The sequence below is a fragment of the Flagellimonas sp. genome, from assembly GCF_965601775.1.
Classification (GTDB): Bacteria; Bacteroidota; Bacteroidia; order Flavobacteriales; family Flavobacteriaceae; genus Flagellimonas.
Genome location: NZ_OZ271837.1, coordinates 1,526,136 through 1,544,987 on the forward strand (window position 1 = coordinate 1,526,136; position 18,852 = coordinate 1,544,987).

The 18,852-nt window shown below is 36.4% G+C and carries 16 protein-coding genes; 6 read left to right on the forward strand and 10 right to left on the reverse strand.

The features are described 5' to 3' along the window. Positions 1 to 9 precede the first annotated feature (9 nt). The 3 genes from ACSLUF_RS07095 to ACSLUF_RS07105 are packed head-to-tail and all read right to left on the reverse strand — an operon-like array spanning position 10 to position 2,817. Complete coding sequence (locus ACSLUF_RS07095) at positions 10 to 1,242, reverse strand: glycosyltransferase family 2 protein (RefSeq protein ID WP_435625411.1); 1,233 nt, start codon at positions 1,240 to 1,242, stop codon at positions 10 to 12. Further along, the gene (locus tag ACSLUF_RS07100; RefSeq protein WP_435625412.1) at positions 1,243 to 2,064 is read right to left on the reverse strand and encodes an SMP-30/gluconolactonase/LRE family protein; all 822 of its coding nucleotides are present in this window, start codon (positions 2,062 to 2,064) and stop codon (positions 1,243 to 1,245) included. A gap of 6 nt (positions 2,065 to 2,070) precedes the next feature. Further along, a complete protein-coding gene (locus ACSLUF_RS07105; RefSeq protein ID WP_435625413.1) occupies positions 2,071 to 2,817 on the reverse strand; it encodes an SDR family NAD(P)-dependent oxidoreductase in 747 nt (248 codons plus the stop codon). Between the two features lie 438 nt (positions 2,818 to 3,255). Between ACSLUF_RS07105 and ACSLUF_RS07110 the strand changes: the two genes are divergently transcribed. The 3 genes from ACSLUF_RS07110 (at position 3,256) to ACSLUF_RS07120 (ending at position 7,059) form a co-directional block, all read left to right on the forward strand. Then, positions 3,256 to 4,794, forward strand: a complete 1,539-nt coding sequence (locus ACSLUF_RS07110; protein ID WP_435625414.1) for a phosphoethanolamine transferase — start codon at positions 3,256 to 3,258, stop codon at positions 4,792 to 4,794. 445 nt (positions 4,795 to 5,239) lie between these two features. After that, positions 5,240 to 6,052 (forward strand): glycosyltransferase family A protein, encoded by an 813-nt coding sequence (locus tag ACSLUF_RS07115; protein WP_435625415.1) that lies wholly within the window; start codon positions 5,240 to 5,242, stop codon positions 6,050 to 6,052. A gap of 182 nt (positions 6,053 to 6,234) precedes the next feature. Continuing rightward, complete coding sequence (locus tag ACSLUF_RS07120) at positions 6,235 to 7,059, forward strand: hypothetical protein (protein ID WP_435625416.1); 825 nt, start codon at positions 6,235 to 6,237, stop codon at positions 7,057 to 7,059. A gap of 91 nt (positions 7,060 to 7,150) precedes the next feature. Here the strand turns inward: ACSLUF_RS07120 and ACSLUF_RS07125 are convergent, their stop codons facing one another. The 7 genes from ACSLUF_RS07125 to ACSLUF_RS07155 all read right to left on the reverse strand — a co-directional run bounded on the left by ACSLUF_RS07125 (position 7,151) and on the right by ACSLUF_RS07155 (position 14,492). Next, positions 7,151 to 7,756 carry a sugar transferase gene (locus ACSLUF_RS07125; RefSeq protein ID WP_435625417.1) on the reverse strand — a complete coding sequence of 202 codons (606 nt, stop codon included), beginning with the start codon at positions 7,754 to 7,756 and terminating at the stop codon, positions 7,151 to 7,153. 231 nt (positions 7,757 to 7,987) lie between these two features. Further along, on the reverse strand, positions 7,988 to 9,184 hold the full coding sequence (locus ACSLUF_RS07130; protein WP_435625418.1) for a glycosyltransferase family 4 protein: 1,197 nt from the start codon (positions 9,182 to 9,184) through the stop codon (positions 7,988 to 7,990). A 5-nt stretch (positions 9,185 to 9,189) separates the two neighbouring features. Further along, on the reverse strand, positions 9,190 to 10,332 hold the full coding sequence (gene wecB / locus ACSLUF_RS07135) for a non-hydrolyzing UDP-N-acetylglucosamine 2-epimerase (RefSeq protein ID WP_435625419.1): 1,143 nt from the start codon (positions 10,330 to 10,332) through the stop codon (positions 9,190 to 9,192). Positions 10,333 to 10,347: 15 nt separating this feature from the next. Further along, a complete protein-coding gene (locus tag ACSLUF_RS07140; protein WP_435625420.1) occupies positions 10,348 to 11,487 on the reverse strand; it encodes a polysaccharide biosynthesis C-terminal domain-containing protein in 1,140 nt (379 codons plus the stop codon). A 17-nt stretch (positions 11,488 to 11,504) separates the two neighbouring features. Further along, a complete protein-coding gene (locus tag ACSLUF_RS07145) occupies positions 11,505 to 11,939 on the reverse strand; it encodes a WxcM-like domain-containing protein (RefSeq protein ID WP_435625421.1) in 435 nt (144 codons plus the stop codon). Next, on the reverse strand, positions 11,932 to 12,942 hold the full coding sequence (locus ACSLUF_RS07150; RefSeq protein ID WP_435625422.1) for a polysaccharide biosynthesis protein: 1,011 nt from the start codon (positions 12,940 to 12,942) through the stop codon (positions 11,932 to 11,934). The genes ACSLUF_RS07145 and ACSLUF_RS07150 overlap by 8 nt, the downstream gene beginning before the upstream one ends. A 428-nt stretch (positions 12,943 to 13,370) precedes the next feature. Next, positions 13,371 to 14,492: a glycosyltransferase gene (locus tag ACSLUF_RS07155; protein WP_435625423.1), complete on the reverse strand. Its 1,122-nt coding sequence runs from the start codon at positions 14,490 to 14,492 to the stop codon at positions 13,371 to 13,373. 807 nt (positions 14,493 to 15,299) lie between these two features. Here ACSLUF_RS07155 and ACSLUF_RS07160 point away from each other — a divergent pair. The 3 genes from ACSLUF_RS07160 (at position 15,300) to ACSLUF_RS07170 (ending at position 18,849) form a co-directional block, all read left to right on the forward strand. After that, positions 15,300 to 16,232, forward strand: a complete 933-nt coding sequence (locus ACSLUF_RS07160) for an O-antigen ligase family protein (RefSeq protein WP_435625424.1) — start codon at positions 15,300 to 15,302, stop codon at positions 16,230 to 16,232. After that, complete coding sequence (locus tag ACSLUF_RS07165; protein ID WP_435625425.1) at positions 16,229 to 17,350, forward strand: glycosyltransferase family 4 protein; 1,122 nt, start codon at positions 16,229 to 16,231, stop codon at positions 17,348 to 17,350. Before ACSLUF_RS07160 ends, ACSLUF_RS07165 begins: the two co-directional genes overlap by 4 nt. A gap of 134 nt (positions 17,351 to 17,484) precedes the next feature. Beyond that, positions 17,485 to 18,849: a lipopolysaccharide biosynthesis protein gene (locus ACSLUF_RS07170; RefSeq protein WP_435625426.1), complete on the forward strand. Its 1,365-nt coding sequence runs from the start codon at positions 17,485 to 17,487 to the stop codon at positions 18,847 to 18,849. Positions 18,850 to 18,852 lie beyond the last annotated feature (3 nt).

Consider the following 18,852-nt stretch of genomic DNA (forward strand, 5'->3'; position numbering starts at 1 on the left):
TTTTTCTATTTAATTCAATTGGTAACTAAAGTTGTCGTCAAATCCCAAATGTATCAAGAGTCTCTTGATTTGCTCCTCATCCGTGTTGACTTCTACAATTTTCTTCTTATCAATCCCCATTAGGGCCAGTTCAGCTTTGATGGAGTCATAGGTGGAAGGATTGATTGTTGCAATAATTAGAAAGTCAAACTCTTCATTATCGATTGAGCTGAGTGGCTTAACAAAATTTCCTCCCACATTTAATTCATGGTGGTCCACATCTATCCATCTCACTATCTGAAAAAAGTTGGTTTTGGCGTTTGTGGACAGAATATGTTGACCGAATGAACCGGAGCTGTATACGACCACCTTGGCATTTTTGCCTACATTCAAGAATGGGTTAAAAAAAACATTTTCTGTGTCATCATAAATCATTCCGCCAGATCGCACTAAAATTTGCGAGTATAGATAATACAAAAGTTGTCTATCCAGGTTTTTCTCTTCCAGGATTGGACTAAGTCTTACCTTAAGAAAGTTCACTAGGAGTCCTAACCTATAGTATTCCATAGTTGGATTTTCAATGGATTTCACTATGGAATCATGTCGTTGTCTGTAATAGTAAAGAGGGATTTTACTTATAGTGAGTTTTTTTGACATTGCTAAATACGCATAGGTTATCGCAGCATCCTCACCCATGATTATCTGGTTGGGGACGTCAAAAAGTACTTTCATAAGTATGTCCCTTTTAAAAAGTTTATTCCAGACATACGTGGATACCTCGTGTTGACAAAAGCGACCGTTATAAATGACTTTTGGAAGTATTGATGAATGTATTTCACTTTCGTCAAAGATGCCGGTGTACTGGGGTTTTATGGTTTCTATTTTACCATCAAATTCTCTGAAATGCCCGGTGACCACAAAATCTGAAGAGTTCGCTTCCGCTAGTTTGAGTAAAACATCCAAATAGTACCTGTCCACCCAGTCGTCTCCATCTACATAGGAAATATACTTTCCCTTGGCCTTTTCAAGTCCAGCTTTTCTTGCACTTAATAGTCCTCCATTTTCTTTATGAATAACTTTGACTCTGCTATCTTTTTCAGCGTACCTGTCGCATATAGAAGGGCAATTGTCTGGACTTCCATCATCTACCAAAATCAGTTCAAAGTTTAAAAAGGATTGATTTAGAAGACTGTCTATACACTTAGGAAGGTAGTCTTCTATTCTAAAAATAGGAACAATTACACTAACTAATGGTGTGGTCATTTACTGGAAGTTTTTATTGTCAAAGTAAAACAATCCTCCACATAAATTATTGTTTGGATTGTCAGATTTTGCTGTAGTTACGTACATTCCTCCTTTATTATCAAAAGTACAGGAGGTTACATTTGGGCAAGGCAATTCCAATACTTGTAGTTTTTTACCAGAAGAAGGATTCCATCGAGATACACATGCCCCTCCCCATTCAGCGATCCAAAGATTTCCATGGCTGTCCATACACATGCCGTCTGGACTTCCTTTTTCTTTAAATTCAATGACATACTCTTCAAACTTTATATCGCCATTGACCAAATCATAGGAGTACCGCGCTACTTTTTTTGAGGGTGTATCAATGAAATATAGCAATGTATTATCCTTAGAAAAAGCTAGACCATTGGAAATGGTGGTATTCTCAATAATAGTTTTGTACTTTCCCTTATAAAATGAAAAGACCTTTCCCCGATTTGGCAATACTTCAGGATAGCCCATGGTACCAATAAGCAATCGGCCATTGGCATCTTCGATACCGTCGTTAAAACGCATATCCTCCTCGATTTCAATTTGGAAAGAAAAGGTTACTTCAAGTGTGTTGAAGTCTACTAAATAAAAACCATCCTTGGAAGCTACCACTACCTTCTTTCTATCTTTAAGATAGATATTACTGACGGGAGAATCCAGTTTCACATTCAGAATTACTCTCGTAGCGGGATCATAGCAATACACCAAACCATCAAAAATTGAAACAAAGTAAAGTAAGCCATTGTCATAATCAAAAATGGGTCCTTCCAATAGTTCATTGTCCGCGTAAAAAACGAGTTGGGCTTGCATAGGCAATCAAATATATTCTCCACCTGTGATTCTAATAAGAGAACCAGTGGTCATTGAAGATTCATCCGAAATAAAATACAGCACGGCGGGTACAGGATCGGATGGATTTAACATTCGCCCCATAGGGATAATGCCTTTGGCTTTGTTTTTAAGGTCTTCTTCACCAACTCCTTCACTAGCTCTCAATTCAACCTCACCTTCTGTATTGGTCCAACCCATAACCAGATAATTGGACCGAACACCATGTTTTGCATAGTGATGGGCAATATGTGTTGACAGGGTGTAAAGCGTACTTTTTGTTAGTGCATAGGCAGTCCTGTCCGCCTGACCATAATCCATATGTGCTGATCCAAAAAACACTATGGATCCCGACCCGGCATCTACCATAGTTTTTAGCACATGTTTTAAAAGGAAATAAGGAGCCTTCAGATTGACGTTAAAGACACTATCATAAAGTTGTTCTTCAGTATCCAAAATTGAAGCAACTGGTGTTATTCCAGCGTACAGGATCAAGGCATCAATTTTTCCAAACTTCTTTAAGGTTTCGTCATGATAATTTTTAAGCTCATCAATCTTATTTAAGTCCAATTGGTGAAAATAAAGCTGATTTTCCGCGTTTGAAGATTCAATGATTTCGTGACCCAGCTTTGCGTTTCGACCGCAAAAGGAAACATTGTAACCCTTGTCTAAGCAGGAATAGAGGATTTGCTTGCCAACTCCTTTTACTCCGCCCAAAATCATTACTGTTTTCATAGATGTCAAAGTTAATCGACCATTGGGATTATCATCGGCCAAATCTAGTTATTTATTTCTGGGAGATATGTTTTTCATCCATATAAGGAAACTAAAATCGTTTAAATGATTATCGGAAACCATGCGGTCTAATTAAAGGATGACTTCGGCAGGGTAAAAGCATGTTTTCTGGACAAAAACTTCAAGGCCATTAGGTTTCTTTCAAGCACCTCATGAACAAAAAATAGTAATGAAATAATCGATGAAATGCATACGAAATCGTTTGAATACCAGAGATTAGGACAACTTGGCATTGAATTATCGAATATTATTATATTGTAAATTTAATCTTAATATATCTTTAAATTGTTTAGATCGTTTAAGGTAGAAGATGTCTACAAGACTGTAAGTCTTCTCTATCCGCCATTCTTAGTTCTGTTAGTGTTAAGCCCAATATTAGTGGGATTCTTTATTGATCACGAATTATCAGACAGTTTCGCTGTGTTGGTAAATCTAATGTGGATGCTGTTGGTCACAATTCCATATTGCATTTTTCAAAAGAAGATTATTTACCAAATTGGGGTTTGCGTTTATTTTGTTCTCGGTTTTATCGAGATTGGTCATTGGATTATAATGAAAGGGCCACTGACGATTAAAAGTTTGTTAGTAATAGGTAATTCAAATTACGAAGAAGCGGTATCTTTTCTCAGTTTGAAATCTTCTTGGGCTCTATTGTTACTTGTTCTGTATACCGTTCTATTCATTTTTGCCTTTCGAACTTCCCCCAAAAAACTAAGGGTAAAAAATAATTTAGTTCACATTGCAGCAATCGTTGTTATTTTCGCCCTGATGGTCTTTGGCCTGAGAAATACATTGCCAAAGTATCGATTTCTTCCTCAAGCGGTTAGAATTTCTTATGCTTTTGTAGTTGATTTAAGTGATTTCAAAAAAGCAATCGAGAGAAATGTATTGCTAACAGTTGATGCCAAATTAAATCAGAATAAAAACCAACAACAGGTATTTGTCTTGATTCTAGGAGAATCTTGTAGTAGAAACCATATGTCTTTATATGGATGGAATAGAAAGACGAACCCAAGACTTGGTAGCAGGAAGGACATTATAAAATATACTGATGTTGTTGCTGGTTACAATTATACTATGGAAAGTATACCCTCTATTTTATCAGATTCAAATCTTGAAAATAGATTAGGTTTAGATGAAAGCGTAGATATAATTGATGTTTTTCATTCTGCCGGGTTTGAAACATTTTGGATTTCAAATCAAGCCCAATTCGGCGCTTTGGACAATATTATCAGTTCGATAGCAATGAAAACAGATAATCCCATTTTCGTCAATAACGTTATTAATTCTTCACCTGAAGCTCTTTTTAGCAAAGCTCATGATGGAAAATTACTTGAACCTTTTAATTCGGCTTTGAGTAAGAACGATAACAATAAGTTAATTGTATTGCATTTAATGGGCAGTCATAACACCTATAACAAAAGGTACCCACCTAGCTTTGAGCGTTTCAAAGGTAAAGACTCTAGAAAAGACAGATTAATTGCAGAGTATGATAATTCAGTGCTATATAATGATTTTGTAGTTGACAGTGTTCTGGGGATTCTAGACGAATATACTTCATCAAATAAGAATAGAGTTGCCTCCGCAATTTATGTATCAGATCATGGAGAAAATGTTTTTGATGAAAAGGACGGAATAGGACATGAATATTCGAAGGAAATGCCTAGGGTTATAGTTGAAATACCTTTTATCACATGGTTGTCGGCGGGTTATTTGGAAATGAACAAAAGTAAGGTGACCACTATAGTGGAAAACAAAGATAAACCCTATGTCACTGATGACTTGTTCCACGCTATGATTGACATTAATAATATAAAAACTCCTCTGCTTGATGAAACCAAAAGCGTTTTCAACAAGAAGTTTAATTATAAACGTCAACGAATATTGGTCGATGGTAAAGACTACGACAGAAGGTAGCGCAAGAGTATACCCTGCTCCCATATTTAGAGAGTGTTTATAACAAGAGAATCCTTGCCATTTTAGCTATTTGTGAATATCGATTGTCCGATGGAAAATCGAAGTCTAAGTATTCGATAAAGAGGGAATTGACCAAACATCTTAGAAAACTACCACAAAAGACTAGGGGAGATACCTGTAAAATAGATCATGGGAATTTTGAAGAAATGTGTGACAGGTTTAGTCTTTTTGTTTTTTTAAGTTGCCTCACCCAATTCATTGTCTTTTGAAGAAAGGAGTGTTCCGCTATAAAGCATCTGCAAAAAGAAACAGTTGAAAAGTGGTATTTCTACAAAGTTGTTTTCGTTCAAAGAAATCTATAATCCTATATTTATAGTTTTTAATCGATAAAACTCCAAAGTGACCAATAATTGTTTTTTATTCGATTCATCAAACAGATTGTTCCATGTTGACCTTCGTTGTCCCCGTTAAGAGTAAAATTGCAACTTTAGATTGGGATAAATTCAGTCCATTATTTGAGAGGACTTTAAAATCCATTTGTAATCAGACAGATACCAATTTCAAGGTTGTGGTAGTTTGTCATGAAATTCCGGAGATAAGCTATACGCACGAAAATGTCTACTATATCCACCCAGACTTTGAACCCCCATCTAAGGAAGATATTAGTCCTAGAGAGTTCTTAACCAATAAAAGAATAGATAAAGGGGATAAAATTAAGTTTGGCGTTGCGTATGCAAGTAAAAATTTTGACCCTGATTATGTTATGTTGGTTGATTCAGATGACTTTGTGAGTCGGAAAATCGCTGAATTTGTGAATAATAGTGGAAATGAACTGCCGGGTTGGTATTTAGGGAAAGGTTATTTAAGCTATAGTTGGAAAAATATTTTAGTTGTTGTACGGAAGAAGTATAACTATTTATGTGGCAGTTCAATTATTGTTAAGCCTAACCTCGTGGAATATTTCTTCGATAAGGGCAAAATAGATTTATATTTTGATCATCGGTTAACCACCCTGGGCTCAAACATAAAACTGAAAAAGTTTCCCTTTTACGCCGGTATATATAACATGGGAAATGGAGAAAACATCTATATGTCATCCCAAAATGTTAAGAGGTTTAATGATCACAAGAATTGGATTTCTTTACAAAGTATTAGGAGATTGTACAGTAAATTCAGAAACTATAGTTTCAGGTTTATCACTCCTGCACTACGGAAGGAATTTAATTTTTACCCTGATACAGAAGTACAACCTAACTAACAACCAAGTGTTGGCTTATTGATATACGTCGAATTAATGTCCTTTAGTTACCAGAAGTAGCAGGGTTGCCCTCAATTATTGCATTAAAAGAACTACTAATCCCCAAACCTATTGGTTTTGTCGATAATACTCCAACGTGACAAATAATTGTTCTTTATTTGATTCATCAAACAGATTGTTCCATGTTGACCTTTGTTGTTCCTGTTAAGAGTAAATTAGTAACATCAGATTGGGATAAGTTCACTCAAATATTGGAGAGAACCCTAAGGTCAATTTGTAATCAGACCGATTCAAATTTCAAAGTTGTGGCAGTCTGTCATGAAATTCCGAAGACTACTTTCAGTCATCAAAACCTTAATTATGTACAAGTTGATTTCGAACCCCCAATTTCCAATGGTGTAGAAAGTTCAACGAACCATTATAAAGCCAAGGAAATAGACAAAGGAAAGAAAATATTGACAGGAGTGGAGTATGCTTTAAAGGAGTTCAAGACTGATTACATAATGACCGTAGATTCAGATGATTACGTAAGTAAAAACATTTCAACATTTGTGAACAACAGTAACGGAAATGTTCCTGGTTGGTACATTAAACATGGATATATTTATGTTGAAGGAAAAAGATTTTTGGTTAAAACACTAAAATTTAATGACCTCTGCGGGAGTTCTATAATTGTTAAGCCTGAACTTGTAAAACACTTTATTGGGATACATCCAATGTTTTACTTTGATCATCGACTAACCACCCTTGATTCAAGAATAGAATTGCAGAAATTTCCGTTTTCCGCTGGAATATATAGCGTTGGAAATGGTGAAAATATCTATATGTCATCCCAGAATGTTAAGAGATTCAATAATCATAGGAATTGGATTTCTTTACAAAGTATTAAGCGATTGTTCAACAAATTCAGAAACCATCGTTTTAGGTTTATCACTTCTGCACTGCGGAAGGAATTCAATTTCTATCCAAGCCGAGGAGAAGGCATCAAAGTAATTCCCTCATCTTAACCACCTAATTGGAAATCTAAGATTCCCACCCATGGTATCTTAAGGAACCCTTGGATTTTTTGTGTACCCAGATTCTTTTTGACTTATTTCACTACAGGTTGCCTTCAAAACCTTTAAATGAAGCACCCTCAATAGAGGACATTGCTTTGCGGTTGAAGATCTTTTGAACCGTTTTCAATATTATCTTTATATCATTCTGAAGGCTTATGTTATCCACATACCAAACATCAAGTGCAAATTTTTCTTGCCATGATACAGCAGTTCGACCGTTCACCTGTGCCCACCCTGTGATACCAGGCTTGACCAAATGCCTTCTTGCCTGTTCTTCATTATAAAGCGGCAGATAGTCAACCAACAACGGTCTTGGTCCCACAAGGGACATATCACCTTTTAGGACATTGACTAATTGTAATAGTTCATCCAGCGAGGTTTTTCGTATAAATCCACCAATTTTTGTAATGCGTTGCTCTTGATTGATTAATTCACTTTCATTATTTATCGGATCCCGCATGGTTTTAAACTTAATGATAGTGAATATTTCTGCGTTTTTCCCCGGCCTTTTTTGAAAGAAGAATGGTTTACCTCTATTTACAATGGCCAACACAATAATCAATAAAAGAAGTATCGGCGATAAAATTATCAATGCCAATAACGCTGCAATAAAATCTGCTAATCTTTTAAAAAAATGAGTATACATGTTTTCCCTAGGCTTAGTAGTTTTAGAAGAGTTATTCTTCTAAGCTTGATTAGTTATGTTAATATCGTTTTCCAAAACAGTCTTTATGTGTTCTATGAGACCTTTATTAACGTGATGTTGACATCAAACGTTTCGTCAGCCAATTTTCGCTTCACCAATCCTATGTTTTTCATTGCAGATAGGCTTTCACAAGGTATTTCTTAATGAAATTTAGGTATTTCAGATAATATTTTATTTAATTTCATCCATTAAACGGGTATATGCATATTCCGGTAACCAATTTGTTTTCATATGGATATAACCGTTTTCCCCCATGGTTTTTCGCAACTCCGGGTTTTCGTATAATTGAAGCAACTTTTCTTTTAAGTCCTTTGTATTTCCAGCTTCTGCCCAGAAACCCGATGCTGTCTCATCCAACATGGTCCCGAAATCAGTATTTAGGTCAATTGATGCCAAAACAGGCACTTTAGCTCCGAAATAGGACATTACTTTTGATGGAAAATTTGGGATAGTGAAATCTTCATTTAGAGAAATAAGCCCAATATCTGAGGCCATCAGTATACTATTGTAATCTTTTTTAGGCATAAAGTTAATCACCCTCACGTTGGCTAGGTCCTCTTCTTCGATTAGCGTTTCGATTTTATTTTTCTCGGTACCGGAACCAATCAATAAAAACATCATATCCTTGATTTCAGTACAGTTTTTGGCCAATTGAATTATGTTCTCCAATTTTTGGGGCTTCCCCATATTACCACCAAATATTACTATGAACTTGTGCTCTAATCCATATTCGGCTTTTACTGATTCAGATTTTTCTTCAGAAATTGGTTCGGGCAAATGTTCCCAGTTGGGCATAAGGTGTAGTTTACTTTCATGAAGCCAAGGGTTATGCTTTTTAACATAGTCTATATTACCTTGCGACATACACCCGATGTTATCTGAAATTTTATAGAGGGCCATTTCCTTTTTTCTGAAGTACTTGTGAATTAGACTATTAGACTTCATAATGCCGAGATCAACGCCGTTTTGAGGAAATATATCCCTGAGTATCAAGTATAATTTCGCATTTGATTTGCGCTTTAACCATCGTGCTGTACCCATTAATGTGATTGGTGGTGTGGGTATAACGACCAAATCAAATTCATTTAAATTCAATTTACTGAGCATTAATGCTTTTTTGTATTGATAGGGCAGCATCACATTTGCAATCCCTTTTCGTATAATACCAACATTGAATAATTTATAAGTCTTTACCCGAAGCACATTTATTCCGTGTTCAACAAACAAACCCGTTTTTTTGTCACTGTTGCTTGGTGCCACTACAAATACTGTGTGCCCATTTGCCCTCATTTCTGACATTAACGAGTTATAAAGGCCGCCGTTTGGATGTTTATTAGAGTATCTAAGGGCAAGAAGTATTACTTTCATTGATATTACGTATTTGCTTTTGACCAGACTGTTCGATTGACATAGTCAGTGTAGGATATAATGATTCGCACCACTTTTTCACTTACATTCGGCATACGATAATCACTGACTTCCCTAAAATTTCGTTCCGGGTTTCGTTGTTGCATTTCAAGTGCGGTCAAGGCCTGTAGAATTCGTTCAGGTTGCAAGCCTACCATCATCACCGATGCCTCTTCCATGGCCTCTGGACGTTCATGGGCCTCTCTTATGTTTAAGGCCCGAAAATTTAAAATTGATGATTCTTCAGAGATGGTACCACTATCCGATAGTACTGCAAAAGAATGGTATTGCAGTGCATTGTAATCAGAAAACCCCAATGGTTTCAAGAACTGAATGTTTTTATGAGCCTTTACCTTTTTTGCATTCAGCATATTTCTGGTTCTTGGGTGAGTGGATACAATAACTGGATAATCATATTTCTCTGCAATTTGATTGAGTGATTCAATCAACCCGTTAAAATTCCTAGGATTATTTATGTTTTCTTCCCTATGTGAAGAAACCACAAAATATTTCTGTGCTTCAAGACCTAGTTTTTCCAGGACATCAGAAGCTTCAATTTTGGATTTAAAACTATTGAGTACCTCGTACATTGGGCTACCGGTTTTGATGACGCGATCAGGTGAAAGACCTTCCCTTAACAAATATTCCCGTGCAATATCACTATAGGTGAGGTTGATGTCGGCTACGTGGTCCACAATTTTTCTATTGGTCTCTTCGGGTACACGTTGATCAAAACAGCGGTTTCCAGCCTCCATGTGAAATACCGGTATCCTGCGCTTTTTGGCAGGTATAGCACATAGACACGAATTGGTGTCGCCCAACACCAAAAAGGCATCAGGTTGTATCTCTTCCAATAAGGGGTCTATTTTAATCAAAATCTGACCTACGGTTTCTGTCGCATTTTTACCAGCCGCGTTCAAAAAATGGTCGGGACGGCGGATTCCCATATCCTCAAAAAATATTTCGTTGAGTTCGTAATCGTAATTCTGCCCCGTATGCACCAAGGTATGGTCAATCGCATCATTCGCATCCAATGCTTTGAGTACGCAGGCCAAACGAATAATTTCGGGTCGTGTTCCTACAACGGTAAATACTTTTAGTTTTTTCACAATAGCTTTTTTAAATTATTCGATTACTAGATTTTCAAAATAGGTATCCGCGTCTTCTGGGTCATAGGGTTCATTTATCCAGAATAAGGTAATGAGCTCCTCATCGCCGATATTGGTGATATTGTGGGTATACCAAATGGGCATATCAACATAGGCGGGCTCATCACCATCAAGTAGATAATCAATGACTTCATCTGTACCAATTTTTCGTAATTGAATTCGTGCTTTTCCGCGAATCACTGCAAAACGTTCTGCTTTTCTGGTATGAAAGTGGTTGCCCCTTGTAATGCCCGGTACCGTTGTTGAAAATGAAAATTGTCCACTGGTCTGAGTGCGGGCAATTTCAACAAAGCTACCTCTTGGATCCGTGTGTTTGGTGTACTTAACGGGGTAGTGGGAGGTGGGAACATAGCATCTGAAAGTATTGAACAAGGCTTTTTCAAAATCATTTTCCAAATTTGGAAAGATGCCATGGCCCATATAGTCGGTTTTGTATCTTTTTAAAAGCTCCAATAAGCGTGAAACCTTAACAAAATGGTTGGCTTTTATAGGTATTTCTTGAGCATTATCATTCAATTTTTTCCCGGTCAGGGCACCATTGATGGCTTCTTGGAACTTTGATACCAGTTCATTGATATAAATCAACCCAATTTCCGCATCGTTGAGTATGGTCGGTTCTTCATCATGAGCTACTTTATGACAAAAAGTAGCCACCACAGAATTGTAGTTTGGTTTTCCAAAAGGGCCAAAAACATTGGGTACCGTTAAGGATGACAGTCGCCCCCCTTCTTCTAAGGCCCAAGCTGCCAAAAGGTTTTTCCCTTCTTTTTTTGATTGCCCATACAGATTATCGCGTTCTTCTTGTGAAGAAGAAGAGAAGACTATATGGGGCGTACTTTTTGTGCTGGTACAAGCCGCAATCAATTTTTTAACAAGATTTACATTCGTGTCATAAATTACCTGTGGGTCTTCATGACGGTTCATGGCCGCTAAATGCACTATTGTATCGCAAGAAGAAACAAATGCTTCAAGTGCTTTGGTGTCCTCAAAAAAACGTCGTTCAAACGGTACGAGTGTAAATGCTTCGTTGAGTGAAAGGGTGGTGTGGAGGTGGTAACCAACAAAACCTGCCTGCCCTGTGATTCCTATTTTCATTTGTGGTTTGTTCATTGTTATATGTTCCAGTTGGCGACCCATTGCGTCAATGGGTATCTAAAATCATCATTCTTAGAGGTGTCCAAATCAAAATTTGAGAATACCTGTAGCCTTGAACCTTCCTGTAATGACTTAAATGCAGTGGCATAACCACCGGGCACAAATAAGACTTGGGGTTCATCATCAGAGATACGGTAGGGTACCGCCTTAAGTGCTGCAGATGGGGCATCAAATGCATCAATTTTTACAAGGTTTATGACAAAACTACCTTGTATACAGTAAAACCATTTTTTCTCTTCTCTATGGGCCTGCCATCCGCGAATCATATCGGTGTTTGCAGGCATGATTTCATAAAAGCGAACAACTGCTTTCATATCAAAATCATTCACAAAACGCATACCGCCTCGCTCGTCTTTAAAAAATGCTCCTTTGACGATGCTAGTTTCAGGCATCAAGTGCTTCTTTAATGTACTCTAAGTTGAGTAGGGTGTTTTTAAGTTGTTCATTTGACTGCTGCTCGGTATTGTGTGAGTGGTAGTCTTCAATTTCACTCATATCGGTCTCACCTTCGGAGAAGTAGCGGCTGTAATTCAAATCCCTGTTATCAGCAGGAATGCGATAGAACTCGCCCATATCTTGGGCTTTTTGCATTTCTTCCCGGGTGCACAGGGTTTCATACAATTTTTCACCATGTCGGGTACCAATCACCTTAATTTCGTTATCGGCATCAAAGATATCTCGAATGGTTTCGGCCAAATCACCTATGGTACTTGCCGGCGCCTTATTTACGAAAAGATCCCCTTGGTTACCATGCTTAAAAGCAAAGAGCACCAAATCAACAGCATCTTCCAACGACATCAAAAAACGGGTCATTTTGGGATCGGTGACCGTAATGGGCATATTTTCTTTGATTTGTTTTACAAAAAGGGGAATTACGGATCCCCTTGAGGCCATCACATTTCCATAGCGGGTTAAGCACACAATGGTTTCATCTCCGGGGATGTTTCGCGAGGCGGCAACGGCCACTTTTTCCATTAGTGCCTTACTAATGCCCATTGCATTGATGGGGTAGGCGGCCTTATCGGTGCTTAAACAGATAATTCTTTTTACACCGTTGACAACTGCCGCATCTATGGTATTCTGTGTTCCAAAAACGTTGGTTTTTGCTGCTTCCAAAGGAAAGAATTCACATGACGGTACCTGTTTCAAGGCTGCTGCATGAAAAACAAAATCAACTCCACGCATAGCCTTTTCAATACTCGAATAGTTGCGTACATCACCAATGTAAAACTTTACTTTTTCGTTTTTAAGGTGATTGCGCATTTCGTCTTGCTTTTTTTCATCACGCGAAAAAATGCGGATTTCTTTTATATCAGTTTGCAAAAAACGATTGAGAACGGCGTTTCCAAAAGAGCCTGTACCTCCGGTGATCAGTAATATTTTGTCTTTAAACATGGTTGTTTTTCTTGATTAAAGTGGTATCTATATTTTTTCTTTTATTAATGCTTATACTCTTCTTTTACCAAAAGCATAGATACTTCATCACACTCCGAAATTTTTTTTGAACAAGTGATTCTGCTACTGTAAATCCTGACTTGATTAATTTTACCCATTATCGTATCAAAAATGCCTTTAATAATTCTAATCACACATTTCAAAACAGTCCCTTAATAGACCTGCTAAAATAATACCACAAACATAAACTGAATTTAATTTATTATGTAAGAATTTGGATGATACTCTCAAGAAATCCGTTTAGGAGACTAGATTCTAAACCATGAATAAGAGCACTCTAACGAATACGAATTACACATTTAATGAATATCATGTAAAACTAAAACAGGGATAATTGGTTTATAGTATGGGCAACCCAACATTTTCAATTAAAAAAGGCTATCAATAAGTTTTAGTTGAAAATTGGGATTATAGTACTCATCCATTATTTTATAACAATCTTTTTGAATCTGTAATTTTGATTTGTCTCTACTTAGGTTTAAAACACTTTTTATTTTTTCCTTTAAATCAAACGTATTGTCATATTCAAATAGGGCGCCATTAATATTAGGTAAGATTGCCTCAAATTCAGGCATTTGTCTATTCATATCGTTATGGGAAATCACAGGTACGCCAAACATCAATGAATGCATTGCGGTTAAACCTATCTCCCCAGTTGCAACGCAGCAATTACTTGATGCGATTAACTTGTAATTTTCAATCTCATCATAAGAAGCGCCGTAAAAACAAATCTGATCAGTGATTTTGTATTCATCTATTTGAGACTGTAATTTCTTTTTCTGATCCCCATCGCCCACAAAGAGTAGATTCACAAAAATGTTTTCGTCCTTAAGCAATTTAATTGCTTCCACAAGTAGGTGTAATTTTTTCTGGGCAGTAAGGCGGCCAATAAAAACAAGTTGGTCATTCTCTGGATTATCAAACAAACGGGATCTTATACTCTGTCTTTCCTTTTCGGTCAATGTTCCTCTTAATTTGATTTGCTTTTGATAATCCAAAGAGTTATAAATGACTTTTATTTTTTCTTTGTTAAATCCTAAATTAATCAAGTTTCTTTTGGCAATATTGCCATAGAGCAATAGGCCATCAAAAAAGTATTTGAAAAAAATAAAGTAGAATCTATTCTTGAGATTTTTATGGTTTTTAAGTATCCCATGGGTCCAATTAAAAACCTTGACCCCTTTAATCCTTAATATGAGCGTGGCAACAATAATAGAAATCCAATGGGGAGGGGAATGTACAATAGCACCGCTGCATTTTTCAAAAATGACATATCGGATTAATCCTTTACTAAAATAGAAGGGACCTATTTTATAGGCTGGAAAATCTTTGAAATCAGGTGAATCCTTGAAATCGTATGGCTTTATCTTATTCCAACCTTTTTTATCCCCTAAAAACAAGTAATGGTTGTGGGTTGAATTTCTAAGCGCTTCTATAATACCAACTCTATAATGTGGAAATCCAGGGTATATGACCAATACTTTATTCATTGATTATATAAAAATTAAATTTTATACAAATGATTTATACAACAAGATTAAGCAATTGTTATTGCATAAATTGCAGTTATTTTTTTAATTACACAATAAGCGTGGTCTTTTACATTTTAAGTCCCAAGAACCATGTGGGCCGGCTAATTGTTCCGAGCTAAGCATTTTACATAGTTTGAACCTCTATCTTAAGCTTTTGGAAATACCTTGACCTAAACCAAATAAGGGCATAGTACCGTATTATTAAATTTATGAATTACATTCTCCCAGAGCACATGGAAACGGAATGTTCTTGATTTCAGCGGTCAAGATTTATATGTGATTCCCAATGGACTTAATCTCCAAAGAATGTAATAGTACGCGCGAAGATATCCTTTACAATATTAATATGGAGTTTTTAAAAAAGTTATGTTACTTATTTTGATGGATATTAATGAAAAAGTTTGAATATTCAATTGTCCGATAAAAACCAGTTTTTAATCTATTAAGTCAGCGTTCCTACTTATTTTTTACTTTATTTGCGCTTGGATGTAGAATCCCCTTAATTGACCTATGTTTAGGACTTTAAATTTCATAAATGATTGTTGTCTAGTTTTACTCGTATTCTCCATAACCTTTGAGAGTTGGGACCCTTTTCAATTAGTTGGGACAATTTCGGTTACTTATATCACAACTATTTTATACTTAGCCACATGGGTTCCATTGATTGGCAGAAATTTTCATTTTGCACCTCTTAAGAAATACGTAATACCCTTATTACTATTCCTTTGTGTTGTGCTCATTTGTTCTGCTTTAAACTCGGAATATGTGACTGAATTAAAATTTGCATTTGGCTACAGAACGCTTCTCTTAATAGTGTTTATGACCTTTATTGCTGCTCATATTTATAGCAAACCTAAAATTTTACCGCTTGTTTTGAATAGCTATTTAGCAAGTATGCTTTTGGTTTGTTTATTGGTAGCAATTGGTCAAGGTGTTACACTTGAGAATGATAGATTATTGCTTTTTGGAGAGAATCCTAATATTATGGGTGCCAAAGCCGCTTTGGCTTTCCTAATTGCTGTTTCACGGCTAATCAATAAGTTCTCTATTAAAGTATTATTAATAAGTGGAGCCGTTTGTATCCCCTTAATTGGTTTAGTCGCTACATCTGGCTCAAGAGGTGCTTTTGTTTCCATGTTTTTGGGACTTGCCGTTCTGCTCTGGTTTAGAAAGGCTGGAATTCTCCAAAAATTGGCATTGATCTTTTTTGGAGCACTTGGCTCCGGTATGCTGATAACGTATATGTTGGAATCAAATCCAATAATGGCAGAACGCTTGTTGGAAACCGTGGAAAAGGGTGATACTGGAAGAAATGTTCTATGGGAGGGGGCTTTTAGAGCAATTAAGGATAATATTATACTTGGAGTTGGATTTGAAGGTGTTATACCCACGATGTATAGGTATTCGGGAATTTATTTGGTACCGCATAACATTTTCTTATATGTATATATCGCAGCAGGCCTTCCAGGAATGATTTTATTTTTGACTTTTCTGGGTCGGTTGACCAAATTATTATTTGCTCATTTTAAAGAGTCTGGAGATTCTTTAAATCTGGTATTATTTGTCATTGTCATTTTTAATATGTCTAAACAAGGAGGCAGTATAGAAAAAACATTGTTCTGGTTCTTTTTTGCAGTTTTAATAGGATCGACTGTCCATATAATGTCCAGAAATAAACTTGAAAAAATACGTGAATGAAAATATTGGTAATATCAAGTTATCCATCGTTGGAAAATCCATCAGCTGGCGTATTTGTTTATAATTTGATACAACAATTTTGTAAGTTAGGACATGAGGTGACTGTAATTTCACCAAAAAATATCTTATCCACAAGGTCTAAAAAAGTAGAATCCTATGGAGTAGAGAACTGCACAGTTTATCGCCCGTTATTTTTTTCTGCTTCTAACAAGCAGATAGGTTCCTTTAATACATATAGAATTGCCGAGTTATCTCAAATTAAAGCTGTTCGGAGGACCGTTAAAAAACATAATCTGGAATTTGATTTTGTTTACTCACACTTTATTACGAACGGTTTCATTGCGTTAAACGCGCTAAAGGGCTACAATAAACCCTTTTTCGTCGCCATCGGAGAAAGTAGTCTTACACTTATTGCCAAACAGTTTCCAAAAGATTACTTTAGTCAAAACATCAAGCAGATGCGAGGTTTTGTAGCGGTTTCCAGTAAGTTAAAAAATCAATTGATTGATTACGGTATTCCTGAGAACAAAATATTTATGAAACCTAACGCGGTTGACCTGACTAAATTCTACCAACGAGATAAGGTTGAAATGAGGAAGAAATATAAGCTACCCATGGATCTTAAACTTGTTGCTTTTGTGGGCCGATTTCTACCTCATAAGGGGCCTCTTCGAGTGTTGGAAGCTATTCAAAATTCAGATAATGTTGGAGCACTTTTTATTGGTAAAGGACCTCAGGAACCAATGGGTTCTTCGGTTGTTTTCAGAGAAAGCGTACCTTCTTATCAAATTCCAGAACTACTTTCAGCTGCAGATGTTTTTGTTCTCCCGACTCAAAGAGAAGGATCGTGCAATGCCATTGCTGAGGCTATTGCTTGCGGATTACCCATTGTTTCTTCTAATATTCCAGAAGTAATGGACCAATGTAATCCTTCTTTTTCCATTTTGGTTGATCCCTTGAATGTAAAAGCTATAGAAAGCGCTATAGAAGCGATTCTAGGGGATGAGGAAAAAAGAGAAGCCATGTCAAATAATGCTTTGGAACACTCAAAAAACTTTGAAATTGGTGAAAGGGCCTTTAGTATATTGAATTTTATTCAGGGCAAGTTCGAAAAATAGAGTAAACGCACAAACCTTGTAATAGTTAATATGACTATCGGATGAGCCTTAGTGACAAAATAACGCAGGCAGGTAAATGGCAGTCATTTTCGGTTCTCTCCCTAAATGTTTTACAGGTCCTTTACTTTTCAATCATGACCAGGCTTTTATTTAAGGAAGACTATGGTCTCATGGCTATTATCAATGTAATTATAGGCATTGGGAATATTTTTGTTCAGGGCGGTATGGGCACTGCATTGATACAACGAAAGAAAATAAATAGCAAACATATTAATGGGGCCTTGCAAACCAGCCTACTTATAGGACTCATTCTATATACTGTTCTATATATCATGTCACCATCTATTGCTACAGCCTACAATGATCCTAGGTTGGATAATCTGATTAAAGTATCTTCTTTGAACATCATATTACTTGCGTTGAGTAGCATTTCGGGCAGTTTGCTTTTCAAAAAATTCTCTTTCAAACATGTGGCTATAGTTAATATTACTTCAAACATAATTGGTTATGGTACTGGTGTTTATTTAGCTATGAATGGTCATGGGGTATGGTCGCTTGTCATTGCGACCCTTTTAACTTCCTTACTGAGCTCAATAACCTTGTTTTATTTGGCTCGCATAAAAATAAGCCTGAAAGTGTATTATAAAGAAGCCCGTGAGTTGTTTGGTTTTGGTTTTGGAATCGTTTTGTTGTCGTTTAGTAGTTTTTTATCGAGAAATGGGATGAATCTGATATTTGGAAAGTTCTTTGCACAAGATACACTAGGGGTCTATGAGAGAACCTCTAGGGTAAAGGAAATACCCAGTGAACTTCTTGCAAGGATTATGAATCAAGTGATGTTTCCAGTGATGTCCGAAATCCAAGATGAGAATGAACGATTGATTAAATTTTACAAGTTTGGGTTGGGGTTAAGCAACTCGATTATGATTCCAGCTACGGTTTTTCTAGTCTTTTTTTCAGCTGAAATTGTACAAATTCTGATGGGACCCAATTGGACCGAAGCTGTCTTGCCCCTGCAAATTATGTTTCTTATTCTAACTTTCAGCAATGCTGGAAAAACGACAGATGAAGTTATTAAAGCCAAAGGCCTTGTCTATAAAAATGTCACTCGCAAGTACATTTTTACGGCGATCATTTTAGTGCTTTCCGGTGTTTTAGGTTACTTCTATGGAATTAATGGTGCGGCCGTTGGCATTGTCATAAGCCATTTTATAAACTATGTGATGATGATTGTTTTAGTTAAAAATGTTTTTAAGGGATCTATTGGAGAATATTTTTATCAGCCCTTGGTGGCCGGGTTGAAACTGGGACTTTATCTAGGTATCTTGATTTTTGCATATAAATACGCATTCAATTTATTAGGAAAAACTGATGTTACCTTGTTCATCGTATTTACGGTGGGGTTGATGCTATTATGTCTTGGTTTGTTAAAGTTTAAACCTTCAATATTTGGGCAATATTTGGAATTGGCAATTAGAAATGTATTGAAAAAAAGGTAGTAC

Excerpts from the sequence above, each read along its gene's own strand:
- ACSLUF_RS07095 (WP_435625411.1), bottom strand. The coding sequence starts at position 1,242 with ATGACCACACCATTAGTTAGTGTAATTGTTCCTATTTTTAGAATAGAA.
- ACSLUF_RS07100 (WP_435625412.1), bottom strand. The coding sequence starts at position 2,064 with ATGCAAGCCCAACTCGTTTTTTACGCGGACAATGAACTATTGGAAGGA.
- ACSLUF_RS07105 (WP_435625413.1), bottom strand. The coding sequence starts at position 2,817 with ATGAAAACAGTAATGATTTTGGGCGGAGTAAAAGGAGTTGGCAAGCAA.
- ACSLUF_RS07115 (WP_435625415.1), top strand. The coding sequence starts at position 5,240 with ATGTTGACCTTCGTTGTCCCCGTTAAGAGTAAAATTGCAACTTTAGAT.
- ACSLUF_RS07120 (WP_435625416.1), top strand. The coding sequence starts at position 6,235 with ATGTTGACCTTTGTTGTTCCTGTTAAGAGTAAATTAGTAACATCAGAT.
- ACSLUF_RS07125 (WP_435625417.1), bottom strand. The coding sequence starts at position 7,756 with ATGTATACTCATTTTTTTAAAAGATTAGCAGATTTTATTGCAGCGTTA.
- ACSLUF_RS07130 (WP_435625418.1), bottom strand. The coding sequence starts at position 9,184 with ATGAAAGTAATACTTCTTGCCCTTAGATACTCTAATAAACATCCAAAC.
- ACSLUF_RS07140 (WP_435625420.1), bottom strand. The coding sequence starts at position 11,487 with ATGAAAATAGGAATCACAGGGCAGGCAGGTTTTGTTGGTTACCACCTC.
- ACSLUF_RS07145 (WP_435625421.1), bottom strand. The coding sequence starts at position 11,939 with ATGCCTGAAACTAGCATCGTCAAAGGAGCATTTTTTAAAGACGAGCGA.
- ACSLUF_RS07150 (WP_435625422.1), bottom strand. The coding sequence starts at position 12,942 with ATGTTTAAAGACAAAATATTACTGATCACCGGAGGTACAGGCTCTTTT.
- ACSLUF_RS07155 (WP_435625423.1), bottom strand. The coding sequence starts at position 14,492 with ATGAATAAAGTATTGGTCATATACCCTGGATTTCCACATTATAGAGTT.
- ACSLUF_RS07165 (WP_435625425.1), top strand. The coding sequence starts at position 16,229 with ATGAAAATATTGGTAATATCAAGTTATCCATCGTTGGAAAATCCATCA.
- ACSLUF_RS07170 (WP_435625426.1), top strand. The coding sequence starts at position 17,485 with ATGACCAGGCTTTTATTTAAGGAAGACTATGGTCTCATGGCTATTATC.